This is a genomic window from Promicromonospora sp. NPDC110617, from assembly GCF_055598465.1.
Genome location: NZ_JBVKBM010000002.1, coordinates 465,258 through 488,519, shown reverse-complemented (window position 1 = coordinate 488,519; position 23,262 = coordinate 465,258). Strand labels below are relative to the sequence as shown.

Here is a 23,262-nt window from a genome sequence, read left to right as displayed (position 1 = left end):
TGGTGCGCCGGCACTGTGCGTGCGGAAGGTCTCCGGGGAGGGCACGCTTGACGGCGACGGGGCGCTGATCGAGCGTCCTGCGGACAGGGGGACTCGCATGAACCGGATCAGGAGAACGCTTGCGGCGGTGGCAGGGCTGACGATGCTGGCGACGGTGCTGACGGCGGCACCGGCCAGCGCGTGGACGCGCGTGGCCGGGCACTGCGTGGGGGACCGGGTCGACCGCTGCGTGTCGATCCGGCAGAACTCCAACGGGACCGTCTACGTGCGCGGATCGGTGTCGGACGACGCCGGGCGTCCCGGCGACTACGTCGTGCGGATCGTGCAGACCGAGATCACGATCACCAGGGACTGGACGAAGCCGCCCAGCATCACCTACTTCCCGGTGAAGCAGAACTTCCCCTACGAGGACGTCTCGGACGCCCTGGCGACGCCCGCGTTCGACATGTCCTGCGGCACGGATGTGACCGGCAGCGCGAAGCTCCAGTGGAAGCCCAAGTCCGGTGGTGCGGTGGAGACCGGCTGGGTCCACGTGCGCGCCATCGTCTGCTGACGTCCTGACGGTCACATCGTTGAGGACGTAGGGCGGCGGGCCCCGGAGCGACTCCGGGACCTGCCTCCCGTCAGTTCTCGCAGAGCCTCAGTCCTCGCGCCGGGGTTTGGCGGAGCGCAGCTTCTTGGTCGCCGACCGCTGCTTCTTGGCGGTCAGCCGCCGCTCCTGCGAACCTCGGGTGGCGCGTGTGGCTTTCCTGGACCGTGGGCCCGGAGCGAGGCCGCCGACCACCAGCGCGGCCAGGCGCTGCGCGGCGGCGTCGCGGTTGCGTCGCTGCTCCCGGTGCTCCGAGGCGACGACGGTGAGGACGCCGTCGACCAGCCGACCCGCGAGCCGCTCCAGGAGCCGCCGGCGCTGCGAGTCACTCAGGACGGCGGACCGTGCGACGTCCCAGGAGAGCTCCACGCGCGAGTCGGTCGTGTTCACGCCCTGACCGCCCGGACCGGAGGAGCGCGAGAACCGCTCGGTGAGCTCGGCTCGGGGGATGGTCAGCGCGGGACTGACGGCGAGACCAGGGCGGACGGGGGAGGGCATGTGCCCATGGTCTCGCACTCGCGCGGGCGCACTACATGACGTACCGCTGGACCGGATGGTCCCAGGACACGGTGCAGTAGAAGAGTTGCAGGTTGGTCCAGTTGCCGAGCACGAGTCCGGTGGGCTTGCTGCATTCCGGGCCGCGCGGCTCGGCAACCGGAGGCGCGAGGTAGGCCGTCGTGCTCGTCCGGTCGGTGTGCGCGACCTCGGTACTGGCCAGGCTGAGCAGCGGGCTGAGCGGGGTGCCGCAGTCGCAGACGAAGGCGCCGACGTAGGGTCCTCCGATGCCGCAGTCGGCCGGCCACCCGCCGACCTTGGACCCGTGGGCGAAGGACCGCACCGCGTCGTACTCGGTGCCGAGCTCGTCGTCGCGGTGGCTCACCCGGTCGAAGAAGGCCTGGCCGAGCACCCACGCCGGCGGGTACTCCGTGACCTGCTCCGGGGAGAGCACACAGGGGACGGGCACATAGCCGTCCATGATGATCTGGTCTTCCGTCGGTCGTGGTACGTCCGCCAGGACGTCGGCGACGTCGTCGGAACGGCGCCACACGACCACGAACCCGTCATCGGGCGGCGCAGTGCGGAAGTGGTCCATCTCGAAGGCGTCCACGTTGTCGTCGGGGCACCACAGGATCTGCAGGACGTCCATGTCCTCGGGATGCGCCAGCCCCGGGAAGTCGCGCACCCAGAGCTGGAGCACCGCGACCAGGGGGACGTTTCCTCGGTTGCCAGGCCCCTGCTCTGTCGGCCACTCCTCGTCGGCCGGCCACAGCAGGGGCCCACCGACCGACGACTCGCGTACCCCGGGCGTGCCCGGGCGCGGATGCAGCATCGTCGCGGTGCGCGCGTACCCGTGCAGCTCGGGAAAGACGGTGGTGATGTCCGACGGCGGGGGCGGGGTGCTCACGGGACCGCATCCTGCCAGCACCGGCCTAGGTGCCGACCGGTCATCGTCCGCCCCGCGCCGTCCGCGACTAGATCCCGACCGACCCGTCGATCGCCTCGCGGAGCAGGTCCGCGTGGCCCAGGTGCCGGGCGTACTCCTGGATGAGGTGGAGCAGGATCCACCGCAGCGAGGCCTCCTGGCCGTCCCAGAACTTCTCCTGGGCGATCGTGTCGAGGTCCGCCGTCTCGGCCACGATCCGCTCCGTGCTGCGCTGGGCCTCGTCGAGCCAGGCCAGCAGCTGCTCGGGCGAGTCGTCCGCCGCGGTGGCGAAGGTCCAGTCCTGCCGTCCCTGCTGCTCCTTGTGCTGGGCGTACCAGGTCGGTGTCTCGACGGTCCCCGCGAACGTCACGTTGACCCACGCCGCCTCGATGACGGCGAGGTGCTTGAGCAGGCCGCCGAGCGACAGTGTGCTCGGCGCGTGCCGGTAGGCGAGCAGCGTGCTGCTCAGTCCCGAGACCTTCCAGCGCAGCGTGTCGCGCTGGAAGGCGAGGATCCCGAGGAGGGTCTGCTTCTCGTCGGCGGTGAAGGGGATGTCGAAGCGGTCCGCGGGGTCGGTGATCGTCGTCATCCTGGAACCGTAGCGACGCCGGCCCGGGTGCGGGGCGAAGTGTTCATGGGCCGCATCCCGCGAGGCGCCCGCGTGTGCGCTCCCACCTGCGGGATCGTCTAGGTTCGGGGGATGACCTCCACGACCCCGCTGCGTACCGGACACCTGCGAGTCGCCGACGGCAACGAGCTGTACTACGAGGCGTTCGGGAACCCGGAGGGCCCGGCCGTGCTCTGGCTGCACGGCGGCCCGGGCAGCGGGTCGATGGCGGGCCACCGTCGCCGCATCGACCCGAGCCGGCAGCAGGCCGTCACGTTCGACCAGCGCGGGTGCGGGCGCAGCCGCCCGCTCGTGACGGAGCGCCTGGACCTGCTGGACCAGAACACGACGCCGGCGCAGATCCAGGACATCGAAGCCCTGCGCCGCCACCTCGGCATCGAGCGCTGGACCGTGACGGGCGCGTCGTGGGGCAGCACGTTGGCGCTCGCGTATGCGCAGGCCCACCCCGAGCGGGTGGTGGGGATCGCCCTGTTCGCCGTGACCACCACGTCGACCGAGGAGGTCGAGTGGATCACCGAGGCCATGGGCCGCGTCTTCCCGGAGGAGTGGGAGCTGTTCGCCGGCGCCGTCGACCCTGCTCCGGGCGAGCGCCTTGTCGACACGTATGCGCGCGCGATGCGCGATCCGTCGCCCGACGTGCGGGCGAACGCCGCCGCCGCGTGGGGCCGGTGGGAGGACACGCACGTCTCCCTCGGACCCGGGTGGAGCCCCGACCCGCGCTGGCAGGACCCGCCGGTGCGAGACGTGCTGGCCACGCTCGTGACCCACTACTGGTCGCACTCCGGATTCGGCGGCGACGAGATCGTTGGCCGCATGGACCGGCTGGCGCAGGTGCCGGGCGTGCTCATCCACGGCCGGCACGACATCTCCGGACCCGCCGTGACCGCGTGGAACGTGCACCGCGCCTGGCCGGGGAGCGAGCTCTTCGTGCTCGGTGACGGCCACGGCGGGCAGGACTCCGTGGCCGAGCTGACGCGCGCGATCGCCCGCTTCGCCGTCTAGGTTCGCCGCCCAGAAGACGCCCTGGACGGCGCCTCCGTCCAGACTGGACCCATGGCGACGACGAGCGCGGGACTCCTGCCCTTCCGGCGGCTGCCCGACGGCGGGTTCGAGGTGCTCCTCGGCCACATGGGCGGGCCGTTCTGGGCCCGCAAGGACGCGGGATCGTGGACCGTGCTCAAGGGCGAGCTCGAACCCGGCGAGGAGCCCCACGCCGCGGCCCTGCGCGAGGCGGCCGAGGAGCTCGGGCTGGAGCTGCCGCCGACGTTAGGCCCGGACCTGGAGCTCGGCGAGGTACGGCAGCGTGCCGGCAAGGTGGTCCACGCCTGGGCGCGCGAGTGGCCCGACCCCGGGCCCGACCTGGCGGCGATCAGCAGCAACACGGTCGAGATCGAGTGGCCGCCGCGGTCCGGCAGGCGCCTCGAGATCCCCGAGATCGACCGCGTCGCCTGGTTCGCGCCCGACGACGCGCGGCGCGTCGTCGTCAGCGCGCAGGCGGCGTTCGTCGACCGGCTGGTCGCGGCGCTCACGGGGTGAGGCGGGCCCCGGCACCACGCCGGGACCCGCCTCCGTTCAGCTCGGTTCAGCGCAGCCCAGGATCACGGCTCGATCGTGGGCACGAAGTTGTCCAGGAGGAACTGGCCCTCCTCGCCCGGGGGCAGCTCGCCCATGAACCGGCTGACGACGCCGGTGCTCTCCGACTCGACGAAGACCTGGAAGTCGATCGTCTCGACGCCCGGGGCGCCCCAGTGCTCGGTCTGCGCCGCCGTGAGCACGGCCTCCGAGGCACCGTCGATCTCGATGTACGACGCGTACCACCCGAGCTCGTTCAGCACCTCGGGGTCGGGCATCTCCTGGTCGTAGAAGGGCGACTGCATCAGCACCCGCCAGTGCAGGTCGCCGAACTCGTCGGAGGAGATGATCTCCGGGGACTCCCACTCGTGGCCGGGGCCGCCGTCGCCCACGACCGCGCGCCCGGTCCAGTCGGCCGGGAGCTTGTAGCCCACGCCGTTGGTGTCCGTGGACTGCCAGGTGTCGGTCGCGCCGTCGGTCGGCTCGCCCAGCTTGATCGGGGTACCGACCGGTTCGCAGCCGGGCAGGTCCGCGACGTGGCTCGGCACGTGCGCGGCGGTCGCGGAGCACGCCACCTGGGCGGGGGCGGCGACGGCCGCCGTCGTCGCTCCCGCGGTGAGGCCGACGACGAGGCCGGCCGTCAGGACGATGGAACGTGCCTTCTCGTGTGTGTGTCTCATGACTTCTAGGACGCAGCACCCGGGTGAAAGGTTGGGTCCGCGCGACAAGAAGTCGGGAGCTGTTCACGCAGGTCGGACGGCGTTTTCGGGCATTCGGGCCCGTTCACTACGCTGCCGGGGTGACCACCGTCGACACACCCCCGGACCCGGTCGACCTGATCGCGCTGCGCGAGGCGCTGGAGGCGTCCTGGAGCCGGCGGACGTCGTACGGCGCGGTCTGGGAGGACGGGAACCCCGCCCTCGGCCAGTGCTACCCGACGGCGCGCGTGGTGCAGCACTTCTTCCCGGCCGCCGAGATCGTCAAGGGCGTCGTCCGGACCCGGTTCCGGGACGAGGCGCACTTCTGGACCGAGCTGCCGACGCCGGCCGGGACCGTCGCGATCGACCTCACGTGGCAGCAGTTCCCGCCGGGCTCCGTCGTGACGGAGCAGCGGGTCCTGGACCGGCACGACCTCGGCGACAGCCCGCCCACGGTCGCCCGGTGCGACCTGCTGCTGGCCTCGGTCCAGGCCCACCTTCGGGCGGGCGGGGCGGCCCCGGGACGACGTCGGACAGGCTCGGCCTGACCGACGCCGCCCCGCCGTGTCAGCCGCGCCGGGCGGTGAGGAACTGCTCCGGCCGCAGGGCACGCGACACGATCCGGGTGTCGCCGATCGAGCCGTAGAAACCCTGCCCGAACTTCCCGCCGCCCTGGGTGCCACCGAGCGCGAACGGCTTGCCGACCGTGGAGATCCCGCGCGACTCCAGGGAGGCGTTGCGCGCGATCTTCGAGCCGTCCACGTACATCGTGGTGTGCCGGCCGTCGTTGACGATCGCGATGTGCGTCCAACGGCCGACCGGGAGGGCGTGGCTCCAGGAGGTCGGGTCGTCGTCGACCGGCACCGGGTAGACGACGAACTGCAGGAACCGCTCGCCGGTCACGTTCAGGCTGCACGGTGCGTCGTCCTCGGACCAGCCGCCCTGCTTGCCGGCGTCGCCCGCGCGTCCCTCCCAGCTCAGGATGCCCATCCAGGAGTGGTCGCCCTCGAAGGGCTCGGGCAGCTTGACGAAGGTCTCGATCGTGTAGCCCGACTCGAACGTCATGGTGTTGACCGGCGCGTCCGGCCCGGTGTGCAGCACGGCGCCCCGGTCGGGCCCCTTGCCGCCGTCGAACCGCAGGCTCGCCCGGGCCGGCTGGGCGTCGTGGTGCTCGGCCGACCAGGTCAGCGCCTCGGGGGCGCTGGCGTGCAGGAGCGTCGAGGTGAGGTCGTTGCCGTTGCCGGTGAGGTCGCGGGCCACGGTGCCGGGCGCGACGGGCGCGCCGCCCGACCCCGCGCCGGCGAGGCCGGCGGCGTCGAACCGCCAGTACGCGACCGTGCCGCGCGGCATCACGGCCGACGGCGGCAGCGGGGCGGGCAGCACGGGCGGGGCGAACGCGGCGAAGCGCTCGTCGAAGTCGATCTCCACGGTGAACCGGTCGACGTCGCCGCTCAGCTCGACGTGCTCCGCCTCCAGCGGCGTCGGGTCCTTCTTCGCACCCAGCCACGGCGAGAAGGTCTCGACGTCGATCACGCCGCGCACCAGGTCGAAGGTGTAGTACCGCAGCATGCCGGCGCCGCCGTAGTAGCGGTCCTGGTAGTTGGTGATGTGCAGGTGCACCGGGTTGCCCGCGTCGTTGGTCATGGTGGTGCGGCCGGACGGCCAGTAGTGCCCGCCGAGTGCGAGGAAGATCTGGTCGTTGCCCTTGATCAGGCGGTCCCACAGGCGCTGGCCGTTGTCGGACAGGTGGGCCCGGCCGTCGTCCTCGGCCCAGACCAGGTCGTGGGTGGTGAGGATCGCGGGCAGCTCGGCGTGCTCGTCCAGCACGCCCTGGGTCCAGGCGAGGCCGGCGTCGGACAGGCGCCAGTCCAGCGCCAGGACCAGCCACTCCCGCCCGCCGCCGCGGACCACGTGGTAGCTGTTGTAGCCGTCGGGGGAGGAGCCGCCGTAGGTCTCCATCCGGGCGAAGCGCCGCGGCCCGAAGGTACGCAGGTACGGGGTGTCACCCCGCTGGTCGTCGCCCGAGACGTCGTGGTTGCCGGCCAGCACGCTGTACGACAGGGAGCCGGCGGCCTCGAACGCGCGGCGCGCCGCGAGCATCTCCGTCTCGGTGCCGTGCTCGGTCACGTCGCCGAGCTGCGTCATGAACACGATGTTGTCCTCCGCGCGCTCGCGCACGAGGTGCCGCAGCGTCGCGCGGACGGGCTCGGCGTCGGAGCCGCCGTCGTCCAGCAGGTACTGCGTGTCGGGCAGGACGGCGACGGTGAACCGCGCGGCCGCCGCGTCCGGGCGACCGCCGTTCGAGGAGACCGACGACGGCGCCGCGGCCGCCGACGTCGTGCCGGCGGCCGCGGAGGCCGCCGAGAGAACGGGGACGGCCGCTGCCGCCTGGAGCAGGGAGCGGCGAGAGAGCTTGTTTTCCACGGGTCAGATCGTGGCGGCGCCGTCTGGCGCAGGGGTGACGCGCGGCCGAACGGCGGCTGACCATCGGGCTGACGGCCGCGCGGCCGGCCGGCGGGCCACGCGGGTTCCGCGCGCGGCGACCACCCGCCGAACGTAACCTCTGAGCACGTTCGGCCGACCCCGACGACGGGAGTGCGCGGTGGCGAAGCACAGCGGTTCGGGAACGCGCCGATGAGCGCCGTGGGCGACGCGATCGCGCAGTTCTTCTCCGCGGACGACCTCGACGGCTGGGACGTCGTCCTGGCCGTCCTGACCCTGCTGGCCACCTGGCTGGCGACCCGGTACGCGCGCCGCGCGGCGCTCGCGGCGACGGCGCGGATCAAGGGGCTGCACCCGCAGGTCCGGGACGTCCTGGTGCGGTCCGTGCACTACCTCGTGCTGCTCGCGGGCATCGGCGTCGCGCTCGGGTTCCTGGGCGCGCAGACGCAGCCGATCCTCACCGTGGTGGTCGTGGTCGGCATCGTGCTGGTCCTGACGGTGCGCGGCCTGGCCGACAACTTCGGCGCCGGGATCGTGCTGCAGACCAGGATGCCGGTCGTGGTGGGCGACGAGATGGCGTTCGGCTCGTGGGTGGGCACCGTCAAGGAGCTCAACAACCGCACCGTGATCCTGGAGACGTACGACGGCGTGCGGGTCCACGTGCCCAACTCGCTGGTGATCTCCGAGCCGCTCGTGAACGGGTCCACGCCCGGTGTGCGCCGCAGCGAGGTCGAGGTGCGGCTCGCGGACCTGCGCGACGACGAGACCGACGGCGTGCTGCGGGCCGTGTCGGCCGTGCCCGGCGTGCTGCCCGCCCCGCCGCCGGACGTGCTGTACGTGTCCGCCGACCCGGTCCGCACGACGCTCCGGCTGCGGTTCTGGCACGGCCCGACCGAGGGATCCGCTGTGTCGTCGGCGATCGTTGCCGCGCTCGGCACCGCGCTCCGCCCTCGCGCCGCCGCATGGGCGGTGGACGCGCCCCCGCCCGCGGACGTCGAGCGACGGGTCCCGCCGCCGGCCGTGTGACGCGCGGATCGTGCCGCCGGGTGCGACGATCACAAGGCGGGGGAACAGACCGTCCAGGAGGATGAGGATCACCGATGACCACGTTCACCGTCTGGAAGTTCGACGACCCCGAGGGCGCGCAGGCCGCGGCCGGGAACCTCAAGCAGGCCGCGTCCGAGGGCCTGATCACCGTGGTCGACCACGCCGTGGTGTCCTGGCCCGTCGGGCAGGCGACCCCGACCACCAAGCAGGCGCACGAGAACGAGTGGCGCGGCACCGGCTGGGGTGCGTTCTGGGGGCTGCTCCTGGGCACCCTGTTCTTCATGCCGCTCATCGGCGCCGCCGCCGGCGCGGCGATCGGCGCCCTGGCGAAACATACGGAGGCGGTGGGCATCGACCGCACCCAGCTCGAGACCATCCGGGAACAGGTCACGGTTGGCACGTCGGCGCTGTTCGCCGTGACGCAGGACGGCGACATCGACCGCGTGGGCGAACGGTTCCACGGCATGCGGGGCAAGCTGATCGCGACCAACCTCACCGAGGCGGAGCGGTCGACGCTGCTGGAGACGTTCGGCAGCTGACGCAGCCTGACTAATGGATCGACTGAGCCACCGATTTACCGGCCTTTATATGTGGCTCCGTGAATTGTCCAGCCGAGCGGCGAAGAATGCGTTGACGCAATGCATGCTGCGTACAGCGCAAAGGAACGAGCTCCCCTCGCGGAATTCCGCGAGGGGAGCTCGTCTGCCGGGGGAGTGATTCCAGCTCCGCTACCGGCGGCCCCCGGACGGGACTGCAGGTCAGCGGTGTCCTACTAGATCAGAGGCCCAGCAGGCACAGGATCTGCTCGACGGTCAGGCCCAGGTTGTCGAGCAGGGTCGAGATGATGTCAACGAGGCTCATGAGAGCTTCCTTTCAAGGGGTACGGGAAATCACCGGTAGACACCGGTGAGCGGAACAGTGTTCGCGTTCCATACGTTAAGTAGGCGACACGGACAGTGCAACGTGAATGGGATATTAGTGTTTAAAGCGCGAGATTATTAGCGTTGTGCTAACAAGCCGACCCGGGCCGTGCGGACCGTGGGACGCCGTCCGACGGCGCCTGGTGTGCCCCGTACGCTGACCGCCGTGCCGCTCTCCCTCTGGCTCGCCCTGGTCGGGGCGGGCGTCCTGATCTCCCTCACGCCCGGCGCGGGCGCGATCAACACCATGTCGAACGCCATGCGGTCCGGCTGGGCGCGCTCGATCTGGGGGATCCTCGGCCAGCAGGCGGCGCTGCTGGTGCACCTCGTGATCGTGGCCGCGGGCGTGGGTGTGCTGGTGGCGAGCACGCCGTGGCTCTTCGACACCATCCGCTACGCCGGCGCCGCGTACCTGGTCTACCTCGGCGTGCGCCAGTTTCTGGCCCGGACCGGCCCGGGGGCCGACGCCGTCGGCGGTGCGCGGCTGCCCGAGCCCGCCGGGTCGATGTTCCGGCGCGGGCTCCTGGTGAACCTGATGAACCCGAAGGCAGTCGTGTTCTTCCTCGCGTTCGTCCCGCAGTTCGTGCAGCCGGACCGCCCCCTGCTGGGTCAGTACGCGGTGCTCGCCGCGACCGTGGTCGTCATCGACGTCGTGGTCATGTGGTTCTTCTTCGCGACGACTGCCCGCGGGCTCGGCCGGCTGACCGCGGGCGAGTCAGGGGCGCGGGTGGTCAACCGCGTGTTCGGCAGCCTGTTCGTGGGCGTCGGCGTGCTGCTCGCCGTCATGCACTGACCCGCTCGCGCGGCAGGGCGAGCGGTCGGCAGCCGGAGAACCAGCGGGCATGATGGCGGACCATGACGACGCGTGACGAGAACAGGGCAGCGGCAGTGGTCGGGAAGGCCGTGATCGCCGTGGCGGGGTTCGGCAGCAGGTTCTTCCCGGTCGCGAAGTCGATCAACAAGTGCATGCTTCCGGTGCTGAACCGTCCCGTGGTCGACTTCGCGGTCGCGGACTGCCTTGCGGCGGGGGTGGAGCGCATCGCGTTCGTCGTGGCCCCGGGCGAGGCCGGGCGCCAGGTCCGGCACTACTTCAGCCGCGACCCCGAGCTCGAGTCCTGGTTCACGGAGCGCGGCTGGGAGCAGAAGTACGAGCAGATCGCGGACCTGCACCGGCGGGCGGAGTTCACCTTCATCGAGCAGCCGCGCGACGGCCGCTACGGCACGGCGCTGCCTGCCATGCTCGCCGAAGATTTCGTCGAGGACGACGACTTCTTCCTGCTAGCGGGTGACGACCTGCTGTTCCGAGCCGATGGCGGCTCCGATCTCGCGGACCTCGGCGAGGCGCGCGGCCGTGCGGGGGTCGCCGCAGCCCTGGGCGCAGCCGTCGTCCCCGGCGCGGAGGCTGGCCGTTACGGGGTGCTCACGACCCGCGACGCCGCGGCAGGCGCCCCACTGCTCGACGCGATCGTCGAGAAGCCCGCGCGCTTCACGGTCCCTGAGGCGTACGCCAACATCAGCCGGTCCCTCCTCCCCGCCGGTGTCCTGCCGTACTTCCGCGCTCTGCAGCCCGCGAGGAACGGCGAGTACCAGGCCACGGACGCCATCGGTGAGTACGCGAAGGAACACGACACCCTGGTCCACCCGGTGCGCGGCCGATACTTCGACTGCGGGAGCACGAGCGGCTGGCTCGCCGCCAATCTGGCCGTCTCCGAGAGCCAGCAGCAGGCGCTGCCGCAGCCGGTCGGGACCCGCGGCGTCTAACGGGCCTCGAGGACGAAGAAGAGGAAGGACACGAAAGCGGTCCGTTCGCCGCTCGCGATGCGTGGCGGGAGGAGCGCGGTCGGCGTGTCCGGGGACGGCGGCGGCTCCGCGATGGACGCGATGCCGAATCCCGCGGCGGAGATGGCGTCGATCATCGCGTGCAGGGGTCGGTGCCAGTACGTCAGCGTCCCCGGCTGGCCCGCGAAGTCGTACTCCTCCGAGTACTGCCGGACGGCGAAGTAGTCCTCCTCCGGAACGAAGAAGGGGCGCACGAGCGGGTGGTTGACCGAGAGGATGAGCCGGCCGCCGGGCTTGAGGACCCGGCGTAGCTCGGTCAGCGGCGGCTGCCAGTCCTCGAGGTAGTGCAGGACGAGCGAGGAGACGGCGTCGTCGAAGGTGTCGTCCGCGTAGGGCAGCGGCTCGGCGAGGTCGGCGACGGTCAGCGGGACGTCGTCGCCGAGCCGACGACGGGCGAGCTCGATCATCGCGGGGCTGCCGTCGAACCCGGTCATCTCGGCGCCGCGGTCCCGCAGCTCGGCGGACAGCGGTCCGGAGCCGCAGCCCGCGTCGAGGATCTTGCGCCCGCGCACGTCGCCCGCGAGGCGGACCATGGCCGGTCGTTCGTACCAGGCGTTGAGCAGGCTCCCGGCGTTCTCGGTGTCGTAGCTGGCGGCGAACTCGTCGTAGTGGTCGGCCTTCATCGGATCCCCTTCGCTGGACGGTCCATGTCCCGCCCGAAGTTATCGGGACGGAACCCTGTGCCGACGTCGGGGCGCGGTCCCTCCTTCAAGTGCGCCGAGTTCCTCCCGGCCACCCGCACATGAGGCTCGCGGCGGGCAGGCCCGGCCTGCTGAGCGTGGCCTGCCTCAGTAGGCCCGGAAGGTCTCCACGGTCCTCGACCCGCTGCCCGACAGCCACCACCGGTTGCGGTCGATCGTCCGGATGTCGACGTCGAGCTCCAGGTCACGGACGGCCCAGGTCCCCGGTCCTCCGGCGCGCGAGTAGTCGGACGGGAAGATGTAGACGCGCTCGGAGAACGTGGCGTTCCGGTCCGGCTTGCTGCCCGTGCGGATGCGTCGCAGGTCGGCGTGGAAGGAACCAGCCGTCCCGTCGTGGCTTCCCAGGCTGAACCCGACGTGCCCGCCCGCCAGCAGCTTGTGGTTGCACCGCACCTTGCCCTTCACGGTCACGTAGCCCGGCAGGTTCTTGGCCCCGACGGGACGGACGTCCACACGGCAGCGTGCCTGCACGTAGCGGTCCTGCGCCGGTATGTAATAGGTGTCGGTGACGACGAGGTCGTTCTCCCACGCCGCGGCGCTCGCGGGCGCGGTGGTCATCGACGCCCCGACGAGTGAGAACGCGCCGGCAAGGGCTGCGACCCAGTGCCTGAGCCGCGTCTGGTTCTTCTTCTCCTTCATGGCTACCTCCCTGTGCCAGATCGGCTACTACCAGGCCTACTGCGCACGGCGCACGGACGCCACGTGACGGTCGGGCACGGGGCAGAAATCACCCTCGGCGGAACGCGACGTAGGCTCAGGCCCCGTGACTCTCCTCGACGACGCGGTACTGATCCAGCCCGACCTGGTCGCCCTGCGGCGGCGCATCCACCAGCACCCCGAGATCGGCCTGCACCTGCCGCGAACGCAGGCCACGATCCTGGAGGCCCTGGACGGGCTGCCCCTGGAGATCACCACCGGCACGAGCCTCAGCTCCGTGGTCGCCGTCCTGCGCGGGGGCCGCCGGACGGCGGGGCAGGGGCCCACGGTGCTGCTGCGTGGCGACATGGACGCCCTGCCGGTCGCCGAGGACTCGGGCGAGCCGTTCGCCTCGACGAACGGCGCCATGCACGCCTGCGGCCACGACCTGCACGTGGCCGGGCTGGTCGGCGCGGCCCGCCTGCTCAGCGCCCGGAAGCACGAGCTCGCGGGCAACGTGGTGTTCATGTTCCAGCCCGGCGAGGAGGGCCCCGGCGGCGCGCTCCCGATGATCACCGAGGGCGTCCTGGACGCTGCCGGCACCCCCGTGGACGCCGCGTTCGGGATCCACGTCACCGGCCTGTACGACAAGGGGCTGTTCGTCTCCCGGCCCGGGCCCGCCTGGGCCGGCGTCAACATCCTGGACATCACCGTGCACGGCCGGGGCGGCCACGGCTCGTCGCCCTGGATGTCCGTGGACCCCGTGCCGGTCGCCGCCGAGATCGTGCTGGCCCTGCAGTCCTACGTGACCCGGCGCGTCAGCGTGTTCGACCCCGTGGTGATCACCGTGGGCCAGCTCCACGCGGGCACCGCCTCCAACGTCATCCCCGACCGGGCCGAGCTCACGGCCTCCGTGCGCACCCTGTCGGACGCGTCCCTGACCCAGCTCACGGCCGAGCTCCCGCGGCTGGTCCAGGGCATCGCCGCCGCCCACGGCTGCACCGCCGACGTCGTCCTCGAACCGGAGTACCCCGTGACGGTGAACGACGCCGGCATGTGGGACCACGCCCGCACCGTCCTGACCGGCCTGTACGGGCCCGGCCGGGTCGTCGAGCGGCCCGAGCCGATCATGGGCGCGGAGGACTTCTCCTACGTGCTGCAGCGCGTGCCCGGCTGCTTCATCCAGCTCGGCGCCCGGCCCGCCGACGTCCCCGCGGACGCCGCGCCGTCCAACCACTCCGCGAAGGTGCGGTTCGACGACGCCGTGCTCGGCGAGCAGGCGGCCGCGCTCGCGGAGCTGGCCGTGACCACCCTGACGAAGCTGGGGGCGACGCCGCCCGCGTGACCGGACTCCCGCCGGCCGCTCACGCGGGCGACGTCGTGCTCACCGCGCCGGCCCGCCGCTGACCGTCCGGACCGCCACGCCCAGGGCGTGGCGCGTCAGGGTGTCGAGCACGGTGAGTCCGTCGGCCGACAGCACCGACTCCAGGTGCCCCTGCACCGAGGCCACGCCCGGCCCGCGCAGCGCCGTCAGCACGCCGTCCGCGTCGGCGGACGGCTCCAGCGCCAGGTGCGCCACGGGGTTGTTGGCGGCTGCGGCGGAGACCGTGGTCAGGTGCGCGCCGAAGGTGTTGTAGTAGCCGACGGCGGCCGTGGTGCCGAACACGTCGGCGGCCAGCCGCACACCCTGCCGCGGCGCGGGCAGCGCGCGCAGCGGGAAGCCGGCCAGGCCCGCGAGCACCTGGTGGCTCAGGCAGACGGCGAGCAGCGGACGGCCCGCGGCGACGCGCTCCAGGATCCGGTGCGTGAGGGCGGCGATGCGGGGGTCGTCCTGGTCGCGCGGGTCGCCCGGGCCCGGGCCGAACACCACCAGGTCGTCCGCGAGCACGTCCGTGACGGCGTCCCACCGCACCACGCGCGCGTTCATACCCAGGTGGGTGAGCTGGTGGGCGAGCATCGTCGTGAACTGGTCCTCGTGGTCGATCACCAGCACGTCCCGGCCGGCCGGCGGCGAGGGCTCGGGGGCCGCGGCGGGGGCGGCGTCCTGCGGCCGCACCCAGAACTCGGCGAGCTGCCCGTTGCGGACGGCGAGCGCCTCCGCGACGCCGGGCTGCGCGTTCAGGTCGACGACGGCGTCGGGCCCCGCGCCCCGCGGTACCAGGCCGAGCGAGGCGAGCACCCCCGCCGCCTTGGCGCGGGTCTCGGCCACCTCGTGCTCGGGCACGGAGTGCCGCACGAGCGTGGCACCGGCGGGGACGGACACGCGGCCGCCCGCATTCAGGTAGGCCGTGCGGATGAGGATGGGGGCGTCGAGGGAGTACCCCGCGGCCCCGGGTTCGGGCGCGCTCGCGGCCTCCGGCTCGAACAGGGCCAGGAACCCCGAGTAGTACCCGCGCGGTCGCGTCTCGTGCCGGGCGATGACGGTGCAGGCGTTCTCCATGGGCGACCCCGTCACGGTCGGCGCGAACATCGTCAGCCGCAGCGCGTCGCGCGGGTCCACGGTGGTGCGGCCCTCCAGCAGGTACTCGGTGTGGCTGAGCCGGGCCATCTGCTTGAGGTACGGGCCCACGATGCGGCCGCCGTCCGGGCAGAGCGCGCTCATCATCTTCATCTCCTCGTCGACCACCATGAAGAGCTCCTCGTTCTCCTTGGTGTCGGCCAGGAAGTCCAGCACGCCCTCGCGCGTGGGGCCCGACGCCGGGTGCCGGTAGGTGCCGCTGATCGGGTTCATCCGGGCCACGCCGTCGTCCAGGGTCAGGTGCCGTTCCGGGGTGGCGCCCGCCAGGGACACGGCCTCCGCGGCCGGGCCGACGGCGGGCGCGCCCGCGGGTGCCGGGGCGTGGATCGCGAACGTCCAGTACGAGCCGACCTCGTGCGTCAGCAGCGCCCGGAACCACGACGCCAGGGTGGGCACAGGGGCGGCGTCGGTGCGGGCCTCGAAGCTCCGCATCACCACGAAGTTGGCACCCGCGCCCTGCCCGATCTCGTCGTCGATCACGCGCCGCACGATGCCCGCGTACTCGTCGTCGGGGATGTCGAAGCCGAGCGGCTCGGTAGCCACGGGCTCGGGCGGCAGCGCGGCGACGGCGTCGGACAGGGCGACGCGCTCGGACGCGCGCACGACCAGGCAGCGCAGCGGGACGCCGTCGTCCTGCACGGTGAAGCCGCGCTCGCGGGCCTGGCGGTAGGGGACGACGGCGAGCACCGGCGCGCCGTCGAGCGGGATGTCGCGCAGGAGGTCGGCGTCGACGACGTCGCCGGTCAGCACCTCGACCTCGGTGCCGCCGTGGCGGCGCAGGAGCGCGAAGGGGAGCGAGCCGTCGGAGGCCAGGACCCGGTCCAGGAGCGGGTGCCGGCCGGTCGAGCCAGGGTGGAGGGACATGTGGAGCCTCTCGGTTCGGGGTGCTCGCCCGGGACCGGGAGTCTCGTGGGGAAACACGAAACGACCGCCTCGGGCGAGGCGGTCGTGGACGTGTGAGTGGATGCGTCGCGAGCCCGCCTAGTCGGCGGGCCACCAGTCCAGGCAGATGCGGGGCGACGTCATGGCCGGAACGTTAGCCGGGTCGGGGCGAGGTGTCCACAGGGACGTGCCGCCAGGTCATGGACAGTAGGGTCCGGTTGTGCATGATCACCTGCTGATGGACGCGGTCACCTACCTCGCCGGCGGGCGACGCATCCTGGACGGTGTCTCCCTGCGGGTCGGCCCCGGCCGGCGCACGGGGATCATCGGGGAGAACGGGACCGGCAAGTCCACCGCGCTGAAGCTGCTGGCGGGGGTGATCGACCCGCACTCCGGGCGGGTGGAGCGGCCGGCCGACGTCGGGTACCTGGCACAGGAGCTGCCCTTCGCGCCGGAGGCGACCCTCGGCGAGGTGGTCGCGGACGCGCTGCGCCAGGTGCGCGAGGCGGTCGCGCTCCTCGACGCCGCCGCCGAGCACCTGGCCGGTGTCCCGGCCGACGAGGCCGGCTACGCGGCCGCGTCCGAGGCCTACGCCGAGCGGCTCGCCGAGGCACAGCGGATCGATGCCTGGGCGGCGGATCGCCGCGCGGCGCGGGTGCTGCGCGCGCTCACGCTCGACGCGATCCCCGCCGACCGGCCGCTGCGCGCGCTCTCCGGGGGCCAGCGCGGCCGGCTGGCGCTCGCCGCGCTGCTCCTGCGGCAGCCCGCCGCGCTCGTGCTCGACGAGCCGACCAACCACCTCGACGAGGCCGCCGTCTCGTTCCTCGAGGAGCAGCTGCGCGTGTTCCCGGGCGTCCTCGTGCTGGCGAGCCACGACCGCGCCCTGCTCGACGCCGTGTGCACGGACCTGATCGATCTCGACCCGTCCGCGTCGGGTCCGGTCGTGTTCGGCGGCGGGTACTCGGCGTACGTCGAGCACAAGCGGGCGGCCCGGCAACGCTGGGAGCAGCGCCACCGCGAGGAGCAGGAGGAGATCTACCGGCTGGCCCGCGTCGTCGTCGACACCGATCCCGCCCTCGCGTCGGACCGGGTCCGCCGCGACTCGGAGAAGATGGGTTACGGGCACCGGGCGGGCCGGGTGCAGAACCAGGTCGCGCGGCGGGTGCGGGACGCGCGGCGGCGGCTCGAGGACGCCGTGCTCCGCCAGGTCGCGGCCCCGCCGCCGCCCCTGCGCCTGACCGCGTCGGACGTGTCCCTGTCGGCGTCCGACGGGCCGCTCGTCGAGCTGTCCGACATCGAGGTGCCGGGTCGGCTCCGCGTCCCGCGACTCGTCGTGGAGGCGGGGGAGAAGCTGCTGGTCATCGGTCCCAACGGCGCCGGGAAGTCCACCCTGCTCGGCGTCATCGCCGGCGAGGTGGAGTTCGCCGGACGCCTCCGCCGGGGCCCGGACGTGGCGATCTCGTACCTCCCGCAGGACACGGTGTTCGAGCGCCCCGACCGGTCGGCCGAGCAGACCTACCTCGACGTGATCGGGGACGACGCCGCCGAGCGGCTGCCGCTGGCGGCGCTCGGGCTGCTGACGCCCCGCGAGACCGGCGCGCCCGTCGGGGAGCTGTCCGTCGGGCAGCGCCGCCGGCTGGCGCTCGCGCTCACCTTCGCCCGGCCGCCGCACCTGCTGCTCCTGGACGAGCCCGCCAACCACCTGTCCCCGACGCTCGTCGACGAGCTGGAGGACGCGTTCGCGCAGGCACCCGGTGCGATCGTCGTCGCGGGTCACGACCGGCTGATGCGATCGAGGTGGCCCGGGCGCGTGTTCTCGCTGGACGGTGCGACCGTCGGATCGTCCAGGCCCGGCCGCAGAACTCCCCATTCCGGAGGACGGCGGCCGGCCCTACGGTCGGCACCATGATCACCGTCGATCGGCACCGGACCACCGCCACCGCGGGGCCCCGGCCGCACCGCAGGAACACACCGGCACGTACCCTCCTCGCGCTCGGGGGCGCGGCGACGCTGCTCGCCCTCTCGGCGTGCGGCGCGGGAGGGGCGGGGGACGGCGACGCCGCCACCGGCACCATCCAGTGGTGGACCTGGGACGACAAGCAGGCCGTGTCCTGGGGCAAGTGCGTCGAGCCGTTCGAGCAGGCCAACCCCGGCATCGAGGTCAAGGTCCAGCAGTACGCCTGGGACGACTACTGGACCAAGCTCACCGCGGGCTTCGTGGCGGGCAACGCCCCCGACACGTTCATGAACCACACCTCCAACTACCCCGAGTTCGTGGACCAGGGCCAGCTCCTCCCGCTGGACGACCTGATCGAGGAGTCGGGGTACGACGTCGGGCAGCTCGGCGTCGGCGTCGACACCTGGACGTACGGCGACGGCGCCACCTACGGCCTGCCGAAGGACTGGGCGACCGTCGGGTTCTTCTACGACAAGGCGAAGCTCGCCGACGCCGGCCTCACCGAGGACGACGTGCAGAACATGACCTGGAACCCCGACGACGGCGGCACCTTCGAGAAGGTCGTCGCCCGCCTCACGGTCGACGAGAACGGGGTGCGCGGCGACGAGCCGGGCTTCGACAAGGACGACGTGGCGACGTACGGGATCAACAGCCTCGGGTCCAACGGGATCAACGGGCAGGACACCTGGGCCAACTTCGCCTCGACCACCGGTTGGGAGCTGGGCGACAAGGACAGCTTCCCCACCACGTTCCGGTACGAGGACGAGCGGTTCGTGAAGACCGCGAAGTACCTGCGCGGCCTGGGGGAGCGCGGGCTGTCGCCGGTCGAGGGGCAGTTCACACTCGGCCCGGCCGAGCAGCTCGGCACGGGCAGCGTCGCGATGGTCTCGGGCGGGTCCTGGTACGCGACGACGTTCTTCGCGCTCGACGGCGTCGACGTCGGGATCGCGCCCTCGGTGCAGGGCGAGGACGGGCAGCGCGCGGGGCTCTCCAACTCGAACGCGGACTCCGTCTGGGCGGGCAGCAAGCACCCGGAGGCGGCGTTCAAGTGGGTCGCCTACATGAACTCGCCCGAGTGCCAGGACGTCGCGGGTGCCGACGGCACGTTCTTCCCGTCGATCGACTCGTCGATGGAGAAGACCCAGGCCGCCCTGCTCGACCAGGGGATCGACGTGACGCCCTACACGCAGCAGTTCGTGGACGGGACGCTGTTCGAGACGCCGGTGTTCGCCGGCGGCCAGAAGATGGGCTCGGCGATCAGCCCGCTGATGGAGGGGTACTTCACCGGGCAGCGCGAGGACGAGGTCTTCGCGGAGATGGACGAGCTGAGCCGGGAGATCCTCGCGGAGTAGGTCCTGCGCGGGGAACGAGACCGGCCCGGACCACCGCGAGGTGGTCCGGGCCGGCGTCCGTCTCGGGCGGGCTCAGCCCCGGACCGTCAGCTCGACCGTCGTCCAGTCGCGGGTGCCCTCGCTGTCGGTCGCGATCAGCCGTGCCGTGTACCGGCCCGGGTTCTCGTAGACGTGCGTGACGCTCTGCCCGTCCGCGGTGGTCCCGTCGCCCAGGTCCCACCGGTAGGAGACGATCTCGCGCCCCTCCGGCGCCACGGCGGACCCGGACAGGTCCACCGAGAGGGCCGCCCGCCCACCCTGCCGGCTGGCCTCGGCCGTCACGACCGGGGCGGTGTCGTCGGCGACGCCGCGCCCGTGGAAGACGAGCCAGTCGAGACCGAGGTTCGCGCCGTCGGCCGGCTCGCGCCTGCTCTTCGCGACGAGGTAGAGCGTGGTGGCGCCCTGCTGGTCCGGGAGGTCGATCGTGGGCGAGACGAGCTGCCCCGCGCCGGTGGCCCGGGCGACCGTGACCTGGCCGAGCTTGCGCCCGGTCGGGCTGCCGGCGCGCACCTCGACGGTCGCCTCGGCGGCGCCGCGGACGGCGCCCACCGTCAGGGCGTCTATGCCGCGCAGGTCGACGGGGCCGAACGCGATCCAGTCGCCGTGGTCGACGTCGGTCACGAGCCGCCCGCCGCGGGCGTCGGCGCCGTCCGCCACCGTGACGCCGGAGCTGTCGACGGAGAACTCGGCCTCCTTGTCGCGCACCTGCAGCCGGGCCGTGTCCTGGCCGGCCAGGGCCGGGACGCCGTCGGCGCCCAGGTCCTCGTAGCCCGCCCCGAGCACCGGGTAGACGTTCTGCCCGACGCCGTGATCCGCGGGGTCGAGGAACACCGACCCGGAGCACCCGGTGTAGTTGTCCAGGGGGTGCGCGTGGGAGTCGTGGCCGAGCTGGGTGTTCACCGTGACCTGTTCGCAGTCGATGGTGCCCGCCTCGGTCGAGCCGTCCTCGACGTCGGCCACGTCGACGGAGTAGTCGACGGTGTCGCCCAGCTCGGCGAACCCGCCGTGGTACGGCGCGCCGAAGGCGACGTCCGGCCGGGTGTTGCCCACCGTGATCTTCTGCACGGAGACGCCGGTGAAGCCCTCGCTGTCCGTGACCGTCAGGCGGGCGCTGAACTGGCCGCGCTCGGTGTAGGTGTGGGCCGGGTCGGCCTCGGTGGAGTCGACCACGCCGTCGTTCTCGAAGTCCCACGCGTAGGTGATCTCCAGCCCGTCGGGGCTCTCGCTGGTGGCGCCGTCGAAGGCGACGGTCAGCGGTTCGTGCCCGGAGTCGACGTCGGCCGTGAACCGGGAGAGGGGCCGTCGGCCGTCGGCCGCGTAGTCGACGCGATAGATGCCGGCGTCGGTGTTGCTGCTCCCGCGGCCCGCGCCCGACCCGCGGCCGAAGTCGATGATGTAGAGCGAGCCGTCCGGGCCGAACTCGGCCTCGAACGGGGCGACGAACGTCTCGCCCTCCAGGAACGGGTCGATCGAGGCGAGCTCGCCGGTGGCCTCGTCGAGCGACAGCACCTTGTAGTAGTTGCGGGCGTACTCGGAGACGAACCAGTGCCCGTCGAACTCTGCAGGGAACTTCGTCTTGACGTCGAGGTCCGGGTCGTAGCGGTACACCGGGCCGCCCATGGGGGCCGCCCCGCCGGAGCCGAGCTCGGGGAACTCCTCGGACGGCCCGTAGCCGTACCAGACGAGCGGCAGCTGCGACGGCGGGAGCTCGCGCAGGCCCGTGTTGTTGGGGGAGTCGTTGACCGGGTTCGCGCAGTCGAACGCCTCGCCCGAGACGCCGGTGGCGAAGTCGTAGTCGATGTACGCCTGGTTGTCGGCGTGGCAGTACGGCCAGCCGTGGTTGCCCGGCTCGGTCATCCGGATGAACTCGACCTGGCCGTCGGGGCCGCGCAGCGGGTCGGCCACCCGGGCGTCGGGCCCGTAGTCACCGATGAGCACCGCGCCGGTGCCGGGGTCGACCGTGATGCGGAACGGGTTGCGGAAGCCCATCCCGTAGATCTCCGGGCGGGTGCCCTCGGTGCCCGGCGCGAACAGGTTGCCGTCCGGGACCGAGTAGGTTCCGTCGTCCTGCGGGGTGATGCGCAGCACCTTGCCGCGCAGGTCGTTCGTGTTGGCGGACGTGCCCTGCGCGTCCCAGCCGCGGCGGCCCGGCCGCTCGTCGATCGGGGTGTAGCCCGCCTGGTCGAACGGGTCGGAGTTGTCACCCGTGGCGACGAACAGGTCGCCGTCCGGCCCCATGGCGAGCGAGCCGGCCATGTGCGAGTTGGCACGGCCTTCACCACGCCAGATGGTGTAGTCGAGCAGCCGCTCCTCCGACGCCGGGTCGATCACGTCGTCCGGCCCCATCGTGAACCGCGAGAGGTTCATCTTCGCGACGTCGGGGTCGCTCCAGAGCAGGTACAGCCACCCGTTCTCGGTGAAGTCGGGGTCCAGGGTCAGGCCCAGCAGGCCGTCGGACTGCGTGAGCAGGTCGAGCGAGTAGTCCAGGTCCAGGGCCGTGGTCTGGCGCAGGGTCTCCTGGTCCAGCACCACCACCTGGCCGGTGCGCTGGATGTAGACGACGCGGCCGTCGTCGGCCACGTCGAGCTCGAACGGGTCGGCGAGGCCCTCCGTGACGAGCGGGACCTTGTCGAACGCGGTGGCCTCGGCGTGGTCGGAGCCGGCGTGCTCCGAGCCGGGCGGGACGTCGTGGGCGGTGGCGGCGGTGGTCGCGGGGACCAGGGCACCGAGCGCGACGACCAGACCGGTCGTCGCGGCCAGTGCCCGGCGGTGAGCCCGGCGGTGCGGTGCGGACATCAACACTCCCTCGTGCTGGGTCGGATGGTGCGGGCTGGGGCTCAGTAGCGGAGCCCGGCGAGGTAGCCGAGGCTCGTGCACGCGGACGTCACGCCGTCGGGCGACGGCTGGTCGTTCTCGGTGAAGCCGTACCGGACCCCGGCGAGCGGCGCGGCCGCGAAGATCTCGGCGAAGTCGATGGTGCCCGAGCCGACGTCGGCGAAAGAGCCGTCCTCGGCGATGTCCTTGAGGTGCAGCAGCTCGAACCGGCCCGGGTAGCGCGCGAACAGGTCCGTGGCGGCGGTGTCCGTGCTGGCGGCCCAGTACACGTCGAGCTCCATCGTGACGAACGCCGGGTCGGTCTCCCGGACCAGCACGTCGTAGCCCGTGACCCCGTCCTCCGCGGTCTCGAACTCGAACCCGTGGTTGTGGTACGCGACTCGGATGCCCTCGGCGCCCAGCCGCTCGCCCGCCTCGTTGAGGATCGCGGCCGTCCGGGAGTAGTCCGCGAGCGTCCACGAGCCGGAGCCCGAGACGCGCACGTACGTCGCGCCGATCCCGTGCGCCTCGGCGACCACCAGGTCGACGTCGTTCTGCAGGTTCGACAGGCTCACGCCGAGCGACGGCACCTCCAGACCCGCCGCGTCCGTGAGCGGCGCCAGCCCCGCGGCCGAGTAGCCGTAGAAGTTGCCGGCGCTGCCCGACGGCTCGATGTTCCGGAAGCCGCACTCCGCGAGCGCGCCCAGCGTCCCCGCGGCGTCCGTGGGCATGGTCGCGCGGACCGTGTACCCCACCAGGCCGATCGCGGACAGGTCGACCGACCGGCTCCCCGTGACCGGGTGCGGCCTGCCCACCTCCGAGACGGCGGCGGCGCGGACGACGTCCCGGCGCTCGCGGGCGGTGAGGACCCGTTCGCGGACGAGGCCCTTGGTCACGGACGAGACCGTGCGGACGAATGCGCCGTGCGTCGCGAACGGCGCGTCGGCCATGATCTCGTCCATGACGGTGCAGCCGGTTCGGGTGTCCCGGTTGGGTACGCCCGAGTCGGCGTCGGCACCGAACCAGACGGTGGCCTGGCTGGTGTAGCCGTAGGCGCAGGTGCTGGCTCCGGCCGGGCCGGTCCCGGCCGTCGCGGACGGGGCCAGGGCCGGCAGGGCCAGGGCGGCGACCACGGCGGCGGCGAGCCACGGCCTGGCGGTGCGGGTGCGGGTCGTGTTGCGGGCAGTGCGTTCCATCAGATGAAC

General features: G+C 72.5%; 21 protein-coding genes. 11 read left to right on the top strand and 10 right to left on the bottom strand.

Going from position 1 to position 23,262, the window contains the following annotated elements:
• Positions 1–127 precede the first annotated feature (127 nt).
• Positions 128–553 carry a hypothetical protein gene (locus ACZ7LE_RS12960; RefSeq protein ID WP_470403677.1) on the top strand — a complete coding sequence of 142 codons (426 nt, stop codon included), beginning with the start codon at positions 128–130 and terminating at the stop codon, positions 551–553.
• Between the two features lie 87 nt (positions 554–640).
• Here the strand turns inward: ACZ7LE_RS12960 and arfB are convergent, their stop codons facing one another.
• The 3 genes from arfB to ACZ7LE_RS12945 form a co-directional block, all read right to left on the bottom strand.
• Positions 641–1,087, bottom strand: a complete 447-nt coding sequence (gene arfB / locus ACZ7LE_RS12955) for an alternative ribosome rescue aminoacyl-tRNA hydrolase ArfB (RefSeq protein ID WP_470403676.1) — start codon at positions 1,085–1,087, stop codon at positions 641–643.
• Between the two features lie 31 nt (positions 1,088–1,118).
• Positions 1,119–1,994: a YwqG family protein gene (locus ACZ7LE_RS12950; RefSeq protein WP_470403675.1), complete on the bottom strand. Its 876-nt coding sequence runs from the start codon at positions 1,992–1,994 to the stop codon at positions 1,119–1,121.
• Between the two features lie 67 nt (positions 1,995–2,061).
• The gene (locus ACZ7LE_RS12945) at positions 2,062–2,601 is read right to left on the bottom strand and encodes a DinB family protein (RefSeq protein ID WP_470403674.1); all 540 of its coding nucleotides are present in this window, start codon (positions 2,599–2,601) and stop codon (positions 2,062–2,064) included.
• Positions 2,602–2,712: 111 nt separating this feature from the next.
• Here ACZ7LE_RS12945 and ACZ7LE_RS12940 point away from each other — a divergent pair, with 111 nt between their 5' ends.
• Both ACZ7LE_RS12940 and ACZ7LE_RS12935 read left to right on the top strand, forming a co-directional pair.
• Positions 2,713–3,642 (top strand): alpha/beta fold hydrolase, encoded by a 930-nt coding sequence (locus tag ACZ7LE_RS12940; RefSeq protein ID WP_470403673.1) that lies wholly within the window; start codon positions 2,713–2,715, stop codon positions 3,640–3,642.
• A 51-nt stretch (positions 3,643–3,693) separates the two neighbouring features.
• The gene (locus tag ACZ7LE_RS12935) at positions 3,694–4,176 is read left to right on the top strand and encodes an NUDIX hydrolase (protein WP_470403672.1); all 483 of its coding nucleotides are present in this window, start codon (positions 3,694–3,696) and stop codon (positions 4,174–4,176) included.
• 62 nt (positions 4,177–4,238) lie between these two features.
• On the opposite strand, the gene ACZ7LE_RS12930 is transcribed toward ACZ7LE_RS12935, so the two are convergent.
• Positions 4,239–4,892 carry a hypothetical protein gene (locus ACZ7LE_RS12930; protein ID WP_470403671.1) on the bottom strand — a complete coding sequence of 218 codons (654 nt, stop codon included), beginning with the start codon at positions 4,890–4,892 and terminating at the stop codon, positions 4,239–4,241.
• A 119-nt stretch (positions 4,893–5,011) separates the two neighbouring features.
• On the opposite strand from ACZ7LE_RS12930, the gene ACZ7LE_RS12925 reads away from it, so the two are divergent.
• Positions 5,012–5,458 carry a YunG family protein gene (locus tag ACZ7LE_RS12925; protein ID WP_470403670.1) on the top strand — a complete coding sequence of 149 codons (447 nt, stop codon included), beginning with the start codon at positions 5,012–5,014 and terminating at the stop codon, positions 5,456–5,458.
• A 19-nt stretch (positions 5,459–5,477) separates the two neighbouring features.
• Here the strand turns inward: ACZ7LE_RS12925 and ACZ7LE_RS12920 are convergent, their stop codons facing one another.
• The gene (locus ACZ7LE_RS12920) at positions 5,478–7,334 is read right to left on the bottom strand and encodes a LamG-like jellyroll fold domain-containing protein (RefSeq protein ID WP_470403669.1); all 1,857 of its coding nucleotides are present in this window, start codon (positions 7,332–7,334) and stop codon (positions 5,478–5,480) included.
• 210 nt (positions 7,335–7,544) lie between these two features.
• Between ACZ7LE_RS12920 and ACZ7LE_RS12915 the strand changes: the two genes are divergently transcribed.
• From ACZ7LE_RS12915 to ACZ7LE_RS12900, 4 genes are all read left to right on the top strand, one after another.
• Positions 7,545–8,378: a mechanosensitive ion channel domain-containing protein gene (locus ACZ7LE_RS12915; RefSeq protein WP_470403668.1), complete on the top strand. Its 834-nt coding sequence runs from the start codon at positions 7,545–7,547 to the stop codon at positions 8,376–8,378.
• Positions 8,379–8,452: 74 nt separating this feature from the next.
• Positions 8,453–8,938 (top strand): DUF1269 domain-containing protein, encoded by a 486-nt coding sequence (locus ACZ7LE_RS12910; RefSeq protein ID WP_470403667.1) that lies wholly within the window; start codon positions 8,453–8,455, stop codon positions 8,936–8,938.
• A gap of 547 nt (positions 8,939–9,485) precedes the next feature.
• Entirely contained in the window at positions 9,486–10,112 is a 627-nt protein-coding gene (locus ACZ7LE_RS12905; RefSeq protein ID WP_470403666.1) for a LysE family transporter, read from the top strand.
• A 62-nt stretch (positions 10,113–10,174) separates the two neighbouring features.
• Positions 10,175–11,080 carry a sugar phosphate nucleotidyltransferase gene (locus ACZ7LE_RS12900; RefSeq protein ID WP_470403665.1) on the top strand — a complete coding sequence of 302 codons (906 nt, stop codon included), beginning with the start codon at positions 10,175–10,177 and terminating at the stop codon, positions 11,078–11,080.
• Here the strand turns inward: ACZ7LE_RS12900 and ACZ7LE_RS12895 are convergent.
• Both ACZ7LE_RS12895 and ACZ7LE_RS12890 read right to left on the bottom strand, forming a co-directional pair.
• Positions 11,077–11,781 carry a class I SAM-dependent methyltransferase gene (locus ACZ7LE_RS12895; RefSeq protein ID WP_470403664.1) on the bottom strand — a complete coding sequence of 235 codons (705 nt, stop codon included), beginning with the start codon at positions 11,779–11,781 and terminating at the stop codon, positions 11,077–11,079. The two genes, ACZ7LE_RS12900 and ACZ7LE_RS12895, sit on opposite strands and share 4 nt — an antisense overlap.
• Before the next feature lie 165 nt (positions 11,782–11,946).
• The gene (locus ACZ7LE_RS12890; RefSeq protein ID WP_470403663.1) at positions 11,947–12,498 is read right to left on the bottom strand and encodes a hypothetical protein; all 552 of its coding nucleotides are present in this window, start codon (positions 12,496–12,498) and stop codon (positions 11,947–11,949) included.
• Positions 12,499–12,622: 124 nt separating this feature from the next.
• On the opposite strand from ACZ7LE_RS12890, the gene ACZ7LE_RS12885 reads away from it, so the two are divergent.
• Positions 12,623–13,840, top strand: coding sequence for a M20 metallopeptidase family protein (locus ACZ7LE_RS12885; protein WP_470403662.1), 1,218 nt, complete (start codon positions 12,623–12,625; stop codon positions 13,838–13,840).
• 39 nt (positions 13,841–13,879) lie between these two features.
• On the opposite strand, the gene ACZ7LE_RS12880 is transcribed toward ACZ7LE_RS12885, so the two are convergent.
• The gene (locus ACZ7LE_RS12880) at positions 13,880–15,877 is read right to left on the bottom strand and encodes an anthranilate synthase family protein (RefSeq protein WP_470403661.1); all 1,998 of its coding nucleotides are present in this window, start codon (positions 15,875–15,877) and stop codon (positions 13,880–13,882) included.
• A gap of 238 nt (positions 15,878–16,115) precedes the next feature.
• Here ACZ7LE_RS12880 and ACZ7LE_RS12875 point away from each other — a divergent pair, with 238 nt between their 5' ends.
• Positions 16,116–17,804 (top strand): ATP-binding cassette domain-containing protein, encoded by a 1,689-nt coding sequence (locus ACZ7LE_RS12875; RefSeq protein WP_470403660.1) that lies wholly within the window; start codon positions 16,116–16,118, stop codon positions 17,802–17,804.
• A complete protein-coding gene (locus ACZ7LE_RS12870; RefSeq protein WP_470403659.1) occupies positions 17,801–19,204 on the top strand; it encodes an ABC transporter substrate-binding protein in 1,404 nt (467 codons plus the stop codon). The genes ACZ7LE_RS12875 and ACZ7LE_RS12870 overlap by 4 nt, the downstream gene beginning before the upstream one ends.
• A 72-nt stretch (positions 19,205–19,276) precedes the next feature.
• On the opposite strand, the gene ACZ7LE_RS12865 is transcribed toward ACZ7LE_RS12870, so the two are convergent.
• Together ACZ7LE_RS12865 and ACZ7LE_RS12860 are read right to left on the bottom strand one after the other, a co-directional pair.
• Entirely contained in the window at positions 19,277–22,039 is a 2,763-nt protein-coding gene (locus ACZ7LE_RS12865) for a PKD domain-containing protein (protein WP_470403658.1), read from the bottom strand.
• A 41-nt stretch (positions 22,040–22,080) separates the two neighbouring features.
• Positions 22,081–23,253 carry a sugar phosphate isomerase/epimerase family protein gene (locus ACZ7LE_RS12860; protein WP_470403657.1) on the bottom strand — a complete coding sequence of 391 codons (1,173 nt, stop codon included), beginning with the start codon at positions 23,251–23,253 and terminating at the stop codon, positions 22,081–22,083.
• Positions 23,254–23,262 lie beyond the last annotated feature (9 nt).

Coding starts and splice junctions, on each gene's coding strand:
- arfB (WP_470403676.1), bottom strand. CDS start 1,087: ATGCCCTCCCCCGTCCGCCCTGGTCTCGCCGTCAGTCCCGCGCTGACC.
- ACZ7LE_RS12945 (WP_470403674.1), bottom strand. CDS start 2,601: ATGACGACGATCACCGACCCCGCGGACCGCTTCGACATCCCCTTCACC.
- ACZ7LE_RS12940 (WP_470403673.1), top strand. CDS start 2,713: ATGACCTCCACGACCCCGCTGCGTACCGGACACCTGCGAGTCGCCGAC.
- ACZ7LE_RS12935 (WP_470403672.1), top strand. CDS start 3,694: ATGGCGACGACGAGCGCGGGACTCCTGCCCTTCCGGCGGCTGCCCGAC.
- ACZ7LE_RS12930 (WP_470403671.1), bottom strand. CDS start 4,892: ATGAGACACACACACGAGAAGGCACGTTCCATCGTCCTGACGGCCGGC.
- ACZ7LE_RS12915 (WP_470403668.1), top strand. CDS start 7,545: ATGAGCGCCGTGGGCGACGCGATCGCGCAGTTCTTCTCCGCGGACGAC.
- ACZ7LE_RS12910 (WP_470403667.1), top strand. CDS start 8,453: ATGACCACGTTCACCGTCTGGAAGTTCGACGACCCCGAGGGCGCGCAG.
- ACZ7LE_RS12900 (WP_470403665.1), top strand. CDS start 10,175: ATGACGACGCGTGACGAGAACAGGGCAGCGGCAGTGGTCGGGAAGGCC.
- ACZ7LE_RS12895 (WP_470403664.1), bottom strand. CDS start 11,781: ATGAAGGCCGACCACTACGACGAGTTCGCCGCCAGCTACGACACCGAG.
- ACZ7LE_RS12890 (WP_470403663.1), bottom strand. CDS start 12,498: ATGAAGGAGAAGAAGAACCAGACGCGGCTCAGGCACTGGGTCGCAGCC.
- ACZ7LE_RS12880 (WP_470403661.1), bottom strand. CDS start 15,877: ATGTCCCTCCACCCTGGCTCGACCGGCCGGCACCCGCTCCTGGACCGG.
- ACZ7LE_RS12870 (WP_470403659.1), top strand. CDS start 17,801: ATGATCACCGTCGATCGGCACCGGACCACCGCCACCGCGGGGCCCCGG.
- ACZ7LE_RS12865 (WP_470403658.1), bottom strand. CDS start 22,039: ATGTCCGCACCGCACCGCCGGGCTCACCGCCGGGCACTGGCCGCGACG.
- ACZ7LE_RS12860 (WP_470403657.1), bottom strand. CDS start 23,253: ATGGAACGCACTGCCCGCAACACGACCCGCACCCGCACCGCCAGGCCG.